At 57.4% G+C, this 13681-nt stretch carries 15 protein-coding genes; 9 read left to right on the top strand and 6 right to left on the bottom strand.

The window, feature by feature from the left end; all coding sequences use genetic code 11:
- The first annotated feature begins 58 nt into the window (after positions 1-58).
- The 9 genes from C6A40_RS09240 to C6A40_RS09200 all read left to right on the top strand — a co-directional run bounded on the left by C6A40_RS09240 (position 59) and on the right by C6A40_RS09200 (position 9022).
- Positions 59-535, top strand: a complete 477-nt coding sequence (locus tag C6A40_RS09240; protein ID WP_003858385.1) for a YbjN domain-containing protein — start codon at positions 59-61, stop codon at positions 533-535.
- A gap of 351 nt (positions 536-886) precedes the next feature.
- Positions 887-1999, top strand: coding sequence for a spermidine/putrescine ABC transporter substrate-binding protein PotF (potF, locus tag C6A40_RS09235; RefSeq protein ID WP_008503444.1), 1113 nt, complete (start codon positions 887-889; stop codon positions 1997-1999).
- Between the two features lie 98 nt (positions 2000-2097).
- Entirely contained in the window at positions 2098-3231 is a 1134-nt protein-coding gene (potG, locus tag C6A40_RS09230) for a putrescine ABC transporter ATP-binding subunit PotG (RefSeq protein ID WP_021240929.1), read from the top strand.
- Positions 3232-3241: 10 nt separating this feature from the next.
- On the top strand, positions 3242-4195 hold the full coding sequence (gene potH / locus C6A40_RS09225; protein ID WP_021240928.1) for a putrescine ABC transporter permease PotH: 954 nt from the start codon (positions 3242-3244) through the stop codon (positions 4193-4195).
- Positions 4192-5037, top strand: a complete 846-nt coding sequence (gene potI / locus C6A40_RS09220; protein ID WP_008503447.1) for a putrescine ABC transporter permease PotI — start codon at positions 4192-4194, stop codon at positions 5035-5037. Before potH ends, potI begins: the two co-directional genes overlap by 4 nt.
- Before the next feature lie 65 nt (positions 5038-5102).
- Positions 5103-5576, top strand: a complete 474-nt coding sequence (locus C6A40_RS09215) for a YbjO family protein (protein WP_021240927.1) — start codon at positions 5103-5105, stop codon at positions 5574-5576.
- A 40-nt stretch (positions 5577-5616) separates the two neighbouring features.
- Entirely contained in the window at positions 5617-6756 is a 1140-nt protein-coding gene (gene rlmC, locus C6A40_RS09210; protein ID WP_021240926.1) for a 23S rRNA (uracil(747)-C(5))-methyltransferase RlmC, read from the top strand.
- A gap of 105 nt (positions 6757-6861) precedes the next feature.
- Positions 6862-7569, top strand: a complete 708-nt coding sequence (locus tag C6A40_RS09205; RefSeq protein ID WP_021240925.1) for a response regulator transcription factor — start codon at positions 6862-6864, stop codon at positions 7567-7569.
- A complete protein-coding gene (locus C6A40_RS09200; protein ID WP_021240924.1) occupies positions 7553-9022 on the top strand; it encodes a sensor histidine kinase in 1470 nt (489 codons plus the stop codon). Before C6A40_RS09205 ends, C6A40_RS09200 begins: the two co-directional genes overlap by 17 nt.
- 86 nt (positions 9023-9108) lie before the next feature.
- Here C6A40_RS09200 and artJ read toward each other — a convergent pair whose 3' ends face one another.
- The 6 genes from artJ to C6A40_RS09165 form a co-directional block, all read right to left on the bottom strand.
- Positions 9109-9840: an arginine ABC transporter substrate-binding protein ArtJ gene (gene artJ, locus C6A40_RS09195; RefSeq protein ID WP_021240923.1), complete on the bottom strand. Its 732-nt coding sequence runs from the start codon at positions 9838-9840 to the stop codon at positions 9109-9111.
- 173 nt (positions 9841-10013) lie between these two features.
- Positions 10014-10682 (bottom strand): arginine ABC transporter permease ArtM, encoded by a 669-nt coding sequence (gene artM, locus C6A40_RS09185; protein WP_008500034.1) that lies wholly within the window; start codon positions 10680-10682, stop codon positions 10014-10016.
- Positions 10682-11398 (bottom strand): arginine ABC transporter permease ArtQ, encoded by a 717-nt coding sequence (gene artQ / locus C6A40_RS09180; protein WP_008500033.1) that lies wholly within the window; start codon positions 11396-11398, stop codon positions 10682-10684. Before artQ ends, artM begins: the two co-directional genes overlap by 1 nt.
- 6 nt (positions 11399-11404) lie before the next feature.
- On the bottom strand, positions 11405-12136 hold the full coding sequence (gene artI, locus C6A40_RS09175) for an arginine ABC transporter substrate-binding protein ArtI (RefSeq protein WP_021240922.1): 732 nt from the start codon (positions 12134-12136) through the stop codon (positions 11405-11407).
- A 19-nt stretch (positions 12137-12155) separates the two neighbouring features.
- Positions 12156-12884: an arginine ABC transporter ATP-binding protein ArtP gene (gene artP / locus C6A40_RS09170; RefSeq protein WP_021240921.1), complete on the bottom strand. Its 729-nt coding sequence runs from the start codon at positions 12882-12884 to the stop codon at positions 12156-12158.
- Positions 12885-13110: 226 nt separating this feature from the next.
- Positions 13111-13629 carry a lipoprotein gene (locus C6A40_RS09165; protein ID WP_021240920.1) on the bottom strand — a complete coding sequence of 173 codons (519 nt, stop codon included), beginning with the start codon at positions 13627-13629 and terminating at the stop codon, positions 13111-13113.
- Positions 13630-13681 lie beyond the last annotated feature (52 nt).

Below are 13681 nucleotides of genomic sequence, written 5' to 3'. Positions count from 1 at the left end.
TTACCGCGCGCTTTTTAAGTACCCTATGCGAAGTTTTTATTAAAGAGGCTGCATCGCGATGGATTTACAGGTCGTACCTACACTGGATACGTTACGTCAATGGCTTGATGATGCCGGAATTACGTTCTTCGAATGTGATTCCTGCCAGGCGCTGCATCTGCCTCATATGCAGAATTTCGACGGCATTTTCGATGCCAAAATCGATCTGATTAACGACGTGATCCTTTTCTCCGCGCTGGCCGAAGTGAAGCCCTCCGCGCTGCTGGCGCTGGCTTCCGACCTGTCGGCAATCAATGCCAGTTCTTTGACGGTGAAGGCATTTCTCGACATACAGGATGATAATCTGCCAAAACTGGTCGTTTGCCAGTCTTTATTCTCCGGGGCAGGGCTGTCGTTCAAGCAGTTCGCCTGGTTTATGCGCTTGAGCGAAGAGCAAATTTCCATGGTTATGATGGAAGCCAATGCACACCATCTGCTGTATAGCGCGGAAGATGATGCAGAGAATAATGATGCATCTCCCAATTTTCTTCACTAAGCCTGTCTGACTTTTGCGCAGTCGCTGCCATAGCGGCTGCAGAAGGCCATTTTTTCTGCTGCTTTTAACCTTTCTTTAAAGAATTATTCACCTCCCTGAAGGCCGTTTCGGCTTATCACGTAGACTTAACCTGCATAAAAAATTGATAAAAGGCGTTTTTTCGTCTGGGCTATAGCCGGGGACACGGGCTACAGTTATTCTTGCGATGCTTAAAAAAGCGAGCGGAAGCTGCCGGGTAAAGAGGTTTCTTTTTATTTTGAGCAGAGCGACAAACTATGCATGATTTTTGCATATATCCTGATTGCACAGTTTTAGTTCGTTTGTTAACGAGCTTTCAGAAGGAATAACACTATGATCGCCTTGAATAAAAAATGGTTATCGGGTCTGGTTGCGGGTGCTCTGATGGCCGTCTCTGCCGGCACGCTCGCTGCGGAACAAAAAACGCTGCACGTTTATAACTGGTCTGACTATATTGCGCCGGACACGGTGGCAAATTTTGAAAAAGAGACCGGCATTAAAGTCGTCTACGACGTGTTCGATTCCAACGAAGTGCTGGAAGGAAAGCTGATGGCGGGCAGCACCGGGTTTGACCTCGTGGTGCCTTCCGCAAGCTTCCTGGAGCGCCAGCTGACGGCAGGCGTCTTCCAGCCGCTGGATAAGAGCAAGTTACCGAACTGGAAAAATCTCGATCCGGAAGTGCTGAAGCTGGTGGCTAAGCACGACCCGGACAACAAATACGCGATGCCTTACCTGTGGGCGACCACCGGTATCGGCTACAACGTGGATAAAGTCAAAGCCGCGCTGGGCCCGGACGTGAAGCTGGACAGCTGGGACGTGGTGCTGAAGCCGGAAAACCTTGAGAAGCTGAAAAGCTGCGGCGTCTCCTTCCTCGATGCGCCGGAAGAGATTTTCGCGACCGTGCTGAACTATCTGGGCAAAGATCCGAACAGCAATAAGGCCGATGATTACACCGGCCCGGCGACCGATCTGCTGCTGAAGCTGCGTCCAAACATTCGTTACTTCCACTCGTCCCAGTACATTAACGACCTGGCGAACGGCGACATCTGCGTCGCGATCGGCTGGGCAGGGGACGTATGGCAGGCGGCGAACCGCGCGAAAGAGGCGAAAAACGGCGTGAACGTCTCCTACTTCATTCCGAAAGAGGGGGCGCTGGCCTTCTTCGACGTCTTTGCGATGCCGGCTGACGCCAAAAACAAAGACGAAGCGTATCAGTTCCTCAACTACCTGATGCGTCCTGAGGTTATCGCCCACATCAGCGACCACGTTTACTACGCGAACGGTAACAAGGCCTCCGTGCCGCTGGTGAGCGAAGAAATCCGTAATAACCCGGCTATCTATCCGCCAGCGGATGTGTTCGCCAAGCTCTTCACCCTGAAAGTCCAGGATCCAAAAATTGACCGCGTGCGTACCCGCGCGTGGACCAAGGTGAAAAGCGGTAAATAACCCTTTGTCACAGGCCGGGCAAGCGAAGCGCCCCCGGCAACAGGCGCACCGTTCTGGTGCGCCTGCACCATGATTTGATCTCTACCGGAGAACACCCCGTGAATGACGCGATCCCCCGCCCGCAGGCGAAAGTCCGTAAAGCGCTGACCCCGCTGCTTGAAATTCGTAACCTCACCAAATCTTTTGATGGCCAGCATGCCGTGGACGACGTCAGCCTGACGATCTATAAAGGCGAAATTTTTGCCCTTCTGGGGGCCTCTGGCTGTGGTAAATCGACCCTGCTGCGTATGCTGGCCGGTTTTGAACAGCCCACCGCCGGGCAGATCGTGCTCGACGGCGTGGACCTCTCCAGCGTGCCGCCGTATCAGCGCCCGATCAACATGATGTTCCAGTCCTACGCGCTGTTCCCGCATATGACGGTGGAGCAGAACATCGCCTTTGGCCTGAAGCAGGATAAGCTGCCGAAGGCTGAAATTACCGCGCGCGTGGCCGAGATGCTGAGCCTGGTGCACATGCAGGAGTTCGCCAAGCGTAAGCCGCACCAGCTCTCCGGCGGCCAGCGCCAGCGCGTGGCCCTGGCCCGCAGCCTGGCAAAACGCCCGAAACTGCTGCTGCTTGATGAACCGATGGGCGCGCTGGATAAAAAGCTGCGCGACCGTATGCAGCTTGAAGTGGTCGATATCCTCGAGCGCGTGGGCGTGACCTGCGTGATGGTCACCCACGACCAGGAAGAGGCCATGACCATGGCCGGACGTATCGCCATCATGAACCGCGGGAAGTTCGTGCAGATTGGCGAGCCGGAAGAGATTTATGAGCACCCAACCACCCGCTACAGCGCGGAGTTCATCGGCTCGGTTAACGTCTTCGAGGGGCTGCTGAAAGATCGTCAGGAAGATGGCCTGGTCATCGAATCGCCGGGGCTGCAGCATCCGCTTAAGGTCGATCCGGATAACTCCGTGGTGGATAACGTGCCGGTTTACGTCGCGCTGCGTCCGGAGAAGATCATGCTCTGTGAGGATCCGCCTGCCGATGGCTATAACTTTGCCGTGGGTGAAGTGGTGCACATTGCCTATCTGGGCGATCTCTCCATCTACCACGTGCGCCTGAAAAGCGGGCAGATGCTCAGCGCGCAGTTACAGAACGAACATCGCTACCGCAAGGGGCAGCCGACCTGGGGCGACGAAGTGCGCCTGTGTTGGGATGCAGACAGTTGCGTTGTGCTGACGGTATAAGGAGCGGCCAATGAGTACACTTGAACCTCCAGCCCGCGTCGAAAAGCCGGGCGGCTTTGCCCACTGGCTGACGCGCATGCAGATGAAGCACGGCCGCAAGCTGGTGATCGCCATGCCATACGTGTGGCTGATCCTGCTGTTCCTGCTGCCGTTCCTGATCGTTTTCAAGATAAGCCTGGCGGAAATGGCGCGGGCGATCCCGCCTTACACCAACCTGCTGGACTGGGCCGACGGGCAGCTGACGCTGACCTTAAACCTGGGTAACTTCCTGCAGCTCACCGACGATCCGCTCTATTTCGAAGCCTATCTGCAGTCGCTGCAGGTGGCGGCGATCTCGACGCTCTGCTGTCTGGTGATGGGCTATCCGCTGGCGTGGGCGGTGGCGCACAGCAAGCCGTCGACGCGTAACATCCTGCTGCTGCTGGTGATCCTGCCGTCGTGGACCTCGTTCCTGATCCGCGTTTACGCCTGGATGGGCATCCTGAAAAACAACGGCGTGCTGAACAATTTCCTGATGTGGTTAGGCGTTATCGATCAGCCACTGACGATCCTGCACACCAACCTCGCGGTCTATATTGGCATTGTGTACGCCTATCTGCCGTTTATGGTGCTGCCGATCTACACGGCGCTGACGCGTATTGACTACTCGCTGGTGGAAGCGTCGCTCGATCTCGGCGCCCGTCCGTTAAAAACGTTCTTCAGCGTCATTGTCCCGCTGACCAAAGGCGGCATTATCGCCGGGTCGATGCTGGTCTTTATCCCGGCGGTGGGGGAGTTTGTGATCCCGGAACTGCTCGGCGGGCCAGACAGCATCATGATTGGCCGCGTGCTGTGGCAGGAGTTCTTCAATAACCGCGACTGGCCGGTGGCGTCGGCGGTGGCGATTGTCATGCTGCTGCTGCTGATCGTGCCGATCATGTGGTTCCACAAGCATCAGCAGAAACAGATGGGAGATCGCGGATGAACAACTTACCGGTAGTGCGCTCCCCGTGGCGAATTGCGATCCTGGTCATCGGCTTTACCTTCCTGTATGCGCCGATGCTGATGCTGGTGATCTACTCGTTTAACAGCTCCAAACTGGTGACGGTCTGGGCCGGCTGGTCGACGCGCTGGTACAGCGAGCTGTTCCACGATGATGCGATGATGAGCGCGGTGGGGCTGAGCCTGACCATTGCGGCGCTGGCGGCGACCATGGCGTCCGTGCTGGGCACGATCGCCGCGCTGGTGATGGTGCGCTTCGGGCGTTTTCGCGGTTCGAACGGCTTCGCCTTTATGATCACCGCCCCGCTGGTTATGCCGGACGTGATCACCGGTCTCGCGCTGCTGCTGCTGTTCGTGGCCCTGGCGCACGCCATCGGCTGGCCGGCGGATCGCGGGATGCTCACCATCTGGCTGGCGCACGTCACCTTCTGTACCGCCTATGTCGCGGTGGTGATCGCCTCGCGCCTGCGCGAGCTGGATCGCTCCATTGAAGAGGCGGCGATGGATCTCGGCGCGACGCCGCTGAAGGTCTTTTTCATCATCACGCTGCCGATGATTATGCCGGCGGTGATCTCCGGCTGGCTGCTGGCGTTTACCCTGTCGCTCGACGATCTGGTGATCGCCAGCTTTGTTTCCGGCCCGGGGGCGACGACGCTGCCGATGCTGGTCTTCTCCAGCGTGCGCATGGGGGTCAACCCGGAGATCAACGCCCTGGCCTCTATCATCCTCGGCGTGGTCGGAATTGTCGGATTTATCGCCTGGTATTTGATGGCGCGCGCGGAAAAACAGCGCGTGCGCGATATCCAGCGTGCAAGACGCGGCTGAAGGATTTAAAATTTCCAGTGATGTGCCGCGCATGACGCGGCACTGTTTTTCAGGGAAGTAAAACATTGGGATTATTAAAAAAATCACGTATTACGCACGCGCGTCCTAACGTACCTGCACTGGTTCAGGTGGCGGCGCTCGCCATTATTATGATCCGCTGCCTGGACGTGCTGATGATTTTAAACACCCTGGGCGTGCGCGGCATCGGTGAATTCATTCACCGCAGCGTGCAGACGTGGAATCTGACGCTGGTCTTTTTGAGCAGCCTGGTGCTGGTGTTTATCGAGATTTACTGCGCGTTTTCGCTGGTCAAAGGGCGCAACTGGGCGCGCTGGGTCTATCTGCTGACGCAGATTACCGCGGCGAGCTATCTGTGGGCCGCCTCGCTGGGCTACGGCTACCCGGAGCTGTTCAGCATTGCCGGTGAATCCAAACGTGAGATCCTGCGCGCGCTGTTTATGCAAAAGCTGCCGGATATGCTGGTGCTCTGTCTCCTCTTCGTTCCGGCCTCCAGTCGGCGGTTCTTCCGCCTGCAATAATGTGTATAATCGCAGCCCTCGTGATTCTTAAGGTTTTGATATGCAGTGCGCACTCTATGACGCCGGACGCTGCCGCTCCTGTCAGTGGATAGAACAGCCGGTCTCTCAACAACTCACCGCCAAAATGGCCGACCTGCAACAGCTGCTGGCAGCACACGCGGTGGGCGAGTGGTGCGCACCCGTCAGCGGCCCGGAACAGGGTTTTCGCAACAAAGCCAAAATGGTGGTCAGCGGCAGCGTAGAAAAACCGCTGCTGGGAATGCTGCACCGCGACGGCACGCCGGAAGACTTAACCGACTGCCCGCTGTATCCCGACTCCTTTGCACCGGTCTTTGCCGCGCTTAAGCCGTTTATTGCCCGGGCGGGGTTAACGCCCTATAACGTGGCCCGCAAGCGCGGCGAGCTGAAATACCTTCTGCTGACCGAAAGCCAGATCGACGGCGGCATGATGCTGCGCTTCGTGCTGCGCTCTGAAACCAAGCTTGAGCAGCTGCGCGCGGCCCTGCCTTGGCTGCAGGCGCAGCTTCCGCAGCTGAAGGTCATTACGGCGAACATTCAGCCGGTGCATATGGCGATTATGGAAGGGGAGAAAGAAATTTTCTTCACCGACCAGCACGCGCTGGCGGAGCGCTTCAACGGCGTGCCGCTGTGGATCCGCCCGCAAAGCTTCTTCCAGACCAACCCGACCGTGGCAAGCAGCCTGTACGCCACCGCCCGCGACTGGGTGCGTGCGTTGAACGTTCACCATATGTGGGATCTGTTCTGCGGCGTGGGCGGGTTTGGCCTGCACTGCGCCACGCCGGAGATGCAGCTCACCGGGATTGAGATCTCTGCCGAAGCGATTGCCTGCGCGAAGCAGTCTGCCTCTGAGCTGGGGTTAACGAATCTGCGCTTCCAGGCGCTCGACTCCACGCAGTTCGCCACCGGCCAGGGCAACGTGCCGGAACTGGTGCTGGTTAACCCGCCGCGCCGCGGCATCGGGAATGCGCTGTGCGACTACCTGAGCCAGATGGCGCCGGAATACATCATCTATTCCAGCTGCAACGCGCAGACCATGGCGAAAGACATCGCTCAACTGCCGGGCTATCGCGTTGAACGCGTTCAGCTTTTCGATATGTTCCCGCACACCGCGCATTATGAAGTGTTGACGTTGTTAACCCGTAGGCCGGGCATGGCGTAGCCGCCACCCGGCATGACCCCCGCACAATGTTCAACAAAATGTGAACTCTTCATCCCGGCGAAATCAGGTAAGCTTACGTCATAAGACATGAATATAGGCTTTCCCATGAAGCAGATCCTGCTGGTAGAAGACGACCACGATATCGCGGCGCTTCTGCGACTCAATTTAGAAGACGAAGGCTACGCCATCACCCACGAGCCCGACGGGGGCAACGCCTTACAGCGTCTTGACGCCCAGACGTGGGATGCGGTGATCCTCGACCTGATGCTGCCCAACGTTGACGGTCTGGAGATTTGCCGCCGCATTCGTCAGATGACGCGCTACCTGCCGGTGATCATCATCAGCGCCCGCAGCAGCGAAACCGACCGCATTACCGGGCTGGAAACCGGCGCCGATGACTATCTGGCAAAACCGTTCTCCGTGCAGGAGCTGATTGCGCGGATCAAAGCGCTGTTTCGTCGCCAGCAGGCGATGGGGCAGGCGCAAACCGACGGACACATTCAGGCGCACGGGCTGACCATCGATCCGCTGGCGCGCAGCGTGCTGCTTCACGGCCAGGTGGTGGATCTCACCCCGCGCGAGTTCGAGCTGCTCTACTTCTTTGCCCGTCATCCCGGCGAGGTGTTCTCCCGTCTGGCGCTGCTGGAGCAGGTCTGGGGCTACCAGCACGAAGGCTACGAGCACACCGTCAACACCCATATCAACCGCCTGCGCATCAAGATAGAGAAGGACGCCGCCGAGCCGGAGATCATTCGCACCGTCTGGGGCAAGGGCTACAAATTTGCGGAGCCGCAGCATGATGCGTCGCTTTAGCCTGAGCCAGCGTCTGACGCTGCTCTTCATCCTGCTGATGATGCTCTGCGCCGCCGTCGCCTGCGCGGTCCAGCTCTACAGCAGCATGCAGTACGGTAATGCGATGGTGCAGCGGTTATCGGGCGGGCTGGCGCAGCAGATCGTCCAGCGCGAACCGATTCTGGACGCGCAGGGCAGGGTTGACCGCAGCGCGCTGAAACCGCTGTTTGGCCGGCTGATGACCTTTAATCCGAGCGTTGAGCTGTACGTTGTCTCCCCGGACGGCGATATCCTCGCCGACGCTGCCCCGCCGGGCCATATTCAGCGGCAAAAAATCGACCTGGCGCCGGTGCAGAGCTTCCTGAGCGGCACCGCCATGCCGGTACTGGGCGACGATCCGCGCAGTCAAAATCAAAAAGTCTTTAGCGCCACGCCGCTGCGGCAGGACGGCGAGCTAAAAGGCTATCTGTACATTATTTTGCAGGGCGAGGAGTCAAACGCCCTGGCGGAAATGGCCTGGCACAAGGCGCTGTGGAGTACCGTCCTGTGGTCGCTGCTGTGGGTCGCGCTGTTTGGGCTGCTGGCAGGGCTGCTGGTCTGGTACTGGGTCACGCGCCCGGTCAAACAGCTGACGGTGGAGGTCGCCGGGCTGGAGCAGGACAGCATAAGCGCCATCAGGCTGCTGGCGGGACAGACGCCGGACGCGGCGGCAAAAGATGAAGTGGCGATCCTGCGCAACAGCTTTATCGAGCTGGCGCGCAAAATCACCCAACAGTGGGATCGGCTGGCCGACAGCGATCGTCAGCGTCGTGAGTTTATCGCCAATATTTCGCACGATCTCCGCACGCCGCTCACCTCGCTGCTGGGCTATCTCGAAACCCTGTCGCTCAAATCCGCCACCCTGACGCCGCAGGAGCATCAGCAGTATCTCGCCACCGCGCTGCGTCAGGGGCAAAAAGTCCGGCATCTTTCGCAGCAGCTGTTTGAGCTGGCGCGCCTTGAACACGGCGGTATCAAACCCCAGCGCGAGCGGTTCGCAATGGCGGAGCTGATTTCCGACGTGGCGCAGAAGTTTGAGCTCACGGCCCGCACGCGAGAGGTCAATCTGCATATTGACGTGCCGGGGCCGCTGCCGATGGTAAACGCCGATGTGTCGATGATTGAACGCGTGGTGACCAACCTGCTGGATAACGCGATGCGCCATACGCCTGGCGGCGGAGAAATTCGCCTGGCGGTGTGGCAGGAAAATGAACAGCTGCAGGTCGAAGTGTCCGACAGCGGCGCGGGCGTGGATGCCTCGCTGCGCGACGATCTGTTCCAGCGGCCGTCGGCGTTGAATACCCAGGCATCGCGGGAGAATCGCGGCGGGTTAGGGCTGTTAATCGTGAAACGGATGCTGGAGCTGCACGGCGGCGGGATCAGGCTGATGGAGTCGGCGAGAGGGGCACGGTTCAGGTTCTTTGTGCCGCTGTGAGAGAGTGCCGGGTGGCGCTGCGCTTACCCGGCCTACAACTCCCCCCGTAGGCCGGGTAAGGCGAAGCCGCCACCCGGCAAAAGACATTACTGCGGGAACCACTGTTCGCTAATTTTCTGGTACGTCCCGTCCGCTTTAATCGCTTTCAGCGCGCCGTTCAGTTTTTCCAGCAGGGCTTTGTTATCCGGACGTACCGCAATGCCGAGGCCCGTGCCGAAGTACTGCGGATCGGTCACTTTTTCCGTTGCGGTGCCCAGCTGCGGGTTGGTTTTCAGCCATTCGTTCACCACGGCGGTATCGCCGAAGACGCCGTCGATACGGCCATTTTTCAGGTCGATAATCGCGTTCTGGTAGCTGTCATAGGCCACGGTCTTCACTTCCGGATGTTTGTCCTGCAGGTACTTCTGATGGGTGGTGCCGTTTTCCATCCCGATGCGTTTGCCTTTCAGCTGATCGAAAGAGGTATAAGCGCCTTTCTTCGCAATCACCACCGCCGAGTTGGCGTAGTACGGGTCGGTGAACGCAACCTGCTTGCTGCGCTCAGGCGTGATGTCCATCCCGGAGATCACCGCGTCGTATTTTTTGAATTTCAGCGACGGGATCAGGCTGTCAAAAGCATGGTTAGTAAAGGTGCAGTCGGCCTGCATCTGTTTGCACAGCGCTTTCGCCAGATCGATATCAAAACCGACGATCTGGTTGCTGGCATCCAGCGACTCAAACGGCGGATAGGTGGCGGAGACGCCGAAATTGATTTTATCCGCAGCGGATGCGCCAGCGGCGAAGGTGGCAAGTAATGCGGCCAGAACTAACTTTTTCATTGTAATGCTCCCGTCTGTCTTATTGATGCGCCGTGTCTGCGGCCTGGATGTACAATGCCAGTTAATGAATTTATATGCAATAAAAATGATTAAGTATTATGTTAATCACAAAAAAAAGCGGATAACCCATCAGGTTACCCGCTCCATGAATACCGTTTTATGCACTTCCGTGGTTAATTTCTGCGCTCAAACGCCAGCGCTTTACGCTCAATAAGGCGCATCATCAGCGTCAGCAGACCGTTCACCACCAGATAGACCACGCCCGCCGCACCGAACACCATCACGTCATAGGTGCGCCCGTACAGCAGCTGTCCGTGTCCCATCACCTCCATCAGGGTGATGGTATAGGCTAGAGAGGTACTCTTGAACACCAGCACCACTTCGTTGGAGTAGGAGGAGAGCGCGCGCTTAAAGGCGTACGGCAGCAGGATCGCCAGCGTGTCCTTCTTGCTCATGCCCAGCGCCCCGCAGGACTGCCACTGGCCTTCCGGAATGGCGCGGATCGCACCAAAGAACAGCTGGGTGGTATAGGCCGCGCTGTTCAGCGAAAGGGCAATCAGGGCACACAGCCATGGCTCAGAGAGCAGATGCCAGATAACCGGATATTCCTGCAGCGACGGGAACTGGCCCGGGCCGTAGTAAATCAGGAAGATCTGTACCAGCAGCGGCGTACCGGTAAACAGGGTGATGTAGCCACGCACAATCCACACCAGCACCGGCGTTTTCAGCGTCAGGATGATGGTGAAAATAAGGGCCAGGATCAGCGCCACGATAATGGACGCCACGGTCAGCGTCAGGCTGGTGTGCAGCCCTTTCATCAACTCGGGAAAGTATTCAAGCATCAGCCTGGTCTCCGTTCAAAGCGCGTCGCTCGCAGGTCAATACGCTTGAGGATGTACTGACTGAGCAACGTGATCACCAGGTAGATTGCCGCCGCCACAATGTACCAGGTAAACGGCTCCTGGGTACGGGTGGCGATGCTTTTGGTTTGCAGCATCAGATCGTTAACGCTGATCAGGCTCACCAGCGCGGTATCTTTCAGCAGCACCAGCCACTGGTTGCCGAGGCCCGGCAGGGCATGACGCCACATCTGCGGCATCACCAGACGGAAGAAGATGGCGGATTTCGACAACCCTAACGCCTGACCCGACTCCCACTGTCCCTGCGGCACGGCTTTCAGCGCACCGCGCAGGGTTTGCGACGCGTACGCGGAGTAGAGCAGGGAGAGCGCAATGACGCCGCACAGGAACGGGCTGACGTCGAAGTTGTCAATCTGCATCTGCACCGGGATCTGCGCAAAGCCGAGATTGATCGTGAAGCCGTCCGACAGCGTGAGCAGCAGCTGCGAGGAACCGAAATAGATGAACAGGACCACCAGAATTTCCGGTAGCCCACGCAGCACGGTGACCAGCGCGGAGCCTGTCCAGGCGACGGGGAACCATTTCGCGGATTCCCACACCGCAAAGAACATCGCCAGCACCAGGCCGATAATCAGTGCGCAAACGGCAAGGCCGACGGTCATCCCGGCGGCGCTTGCTAAAGGAAAAATTTCATTCATCAGGAATTACTTCTGGAACCATTTTTTGTAGATGGTTTCGTAGGTGCCGTCTTTCTTCACTTTTTCCAGCGCAGCGTTGAATTTCTGCTGCAGCTCAGTGTTGCCCTGACGAACGGCAATCCCCAGACCGGTACCGAAGTAGTCCTTATCGGTCACTTTGTCGCCCACTGGTGCCAGCTTGTCGTTGACTTTCAGCCACTCGGTCACGACAGCGGTATCACCAAATACGCCGTCGATACGGCCATTCTGCAGATCCAGCTTCGCGTTCTGGTAGCTGTCATACGGAACGGTGGTGATTTCCGGATGCTTATCCATGATGAATTTCTGGTGCGTGGTACCGTTCTGCACGCCCACTTTTTTGCCTTTCAGCTGATCGACAGAGGTGAATTTGCCTTTCTGACCAATGAACAGGGCAGAGTTGTCATAGTAAGGGGTGGTGAACAGCACCTGCTTTTCACGCTCCGGGGTGATGTCCATACCGGCCATTACGGCGTCGATACGGCGGAACTTCAGGCTTGGGATCAGGCTGTCGAACGCCTGGTTGCTGAAGGTGCAGGTCGCATCGATCTCTTTACACAGGGCGTTAGCCAGGTCCACGTCAAAGCCAACAATTTTGTTGTTTGCATCAATGGATTCAAACGGAGGGTAAGAGGCTTCCGTGGCGAAACGAATGGTCTGAGCTGCGGTAGCGGAAAGGGTAACGCCAGCAAGCAGCACGGCAAGTAATACTTTTTTCATTATATTTCCCCTGACACAATCAATGAGATAAATAGTTTTTGAAGGCATCGGTTTGCGGGTTAGCGAAGCAGCTCGCATCACCTTGCTCAACGATATACCCGTTTTCCATGTACACCACACGGCTGGCGGTTTTACGCGCCACTTCCACTTCGTGGGTAACGATAACCTGCGTAATGTTGGTTTCCGCCAGCTCGCGAATAATGCTGACGATCTGAGCGGTGATTTCCGGGTCCAGCGCGGCCGTTGGTTCATCAAACAGCAGTACCGCAGGCTCCATCATCAGCGCACGGGCAATGGCCACGCGCTGCTGCTGACCACCGGACAGGTGCAGCGGGTAGCGGTCGCTGTAGGGCTTGAGGCGCAGACGCTCCAGCAGCTTTTCGGCACGCGTGATGGCCTGATCCTTGCTTAACCCCAGCACGCGGCACGGGGCTTCAATCAGGTTTTGCAGCACCGTCAGGTGCGGCCAGAGATTGTATTGCTGGAAGACCATGCCGACGTTTTGACGCAGCTCGCGAATCGCTTTATCAGACGGCGTCTTTGCGAAATCAAAATGGTTACCGGCAATTGCCAGCGTACCTGAACGAGGCATTTCAAGCAGATTAAGGACGCGCAGAAGGGAACTTTTGCCTGCACCGCTTGGGCCAAGCAAAACCAGCGTTTCGCCTTCCGGGCAGTTCAGCGTGATGTCAAACAGCGCCTGGTGTGCGCCGTAGAAGCAGTTAATGCCGTTTAGTTTAATACTCATCGGGGCAGTCTTTACTCATCCAGGCAATCTATAGCAATTGAGGCCGCAGATAGTACCGTTGACAGAATAGTTATGCAATATTTCTGCGTTAAAAGTTAAATATAACCCGTATTTCCTCTTAAACATAGCACAAAATAGCGAACGGCAAGGTCGGCGAGTATAAATGTCGGCATTCCGCAAGAAATGCCGGACATTTTACGGGGGTAACATTTTTATCACTGATGAATCAGCGGTTCTCAATCGACTGGCGCAGCGTGCCGGCCGGGGCATGCACGCTGCCGCCCACGTAGCGTACGTCGTCCACCGCCCAGCACTGGCCTTCACGGATCATCAGCACTTCGTCCTGCCAGGTTTGGCTGCCCTGCGTCAGCTTCACGCGCAGCGGAATATTACGGGCATCCGTGTTCGGAATGGTGGACGCGCTGGCCACTTCTGCGCTGTCCGGCAGCGTGGTGCGGCTGGAGAACGGGTCGGATTTCAGCAGCGCGTTGTGCTGCGGATCGCGGGTGGCATCGTTAAGCAGTTTTGCCAGACCATCGCTCAGATACGGGCGCAGGCCGGTGAGGTCGTTGCTGCGGTGCTGAATGCGGTAATCATAGAACTGCTGCGCCACGGCGTCCGGGCCGCCCTCAATGCAGGGGCCGCTGCGGGTACCGATATCCTTAAAGGCTGGCGTGACCGTGGTGGTACAGGCGCTGAGCACCAGCGCGCAGGGCACTAAAAGTGTTAAAGCTGAATAGCGCATGTTGATTTCCTTATTTATTAACTATCCTTTCAATCATAGCGTAACGAACCGA

The organism is Enterobacter sp. GER_MD16_1505_Eko_090 (assembly GCF_003331015.1).
Classification (GTDB): Bacteria; Pseudomonadota; Gammaproteobacteria; order Enterobacterales; family Enterobacteriaceae; genus Enterobacter; species Enterobacter roggenkampii.
The sequence above is the reverse complement of the archived record's forward strand: the minus strand, read 5'-3'. Positions and strand labels throughout refer to the sequence as shown.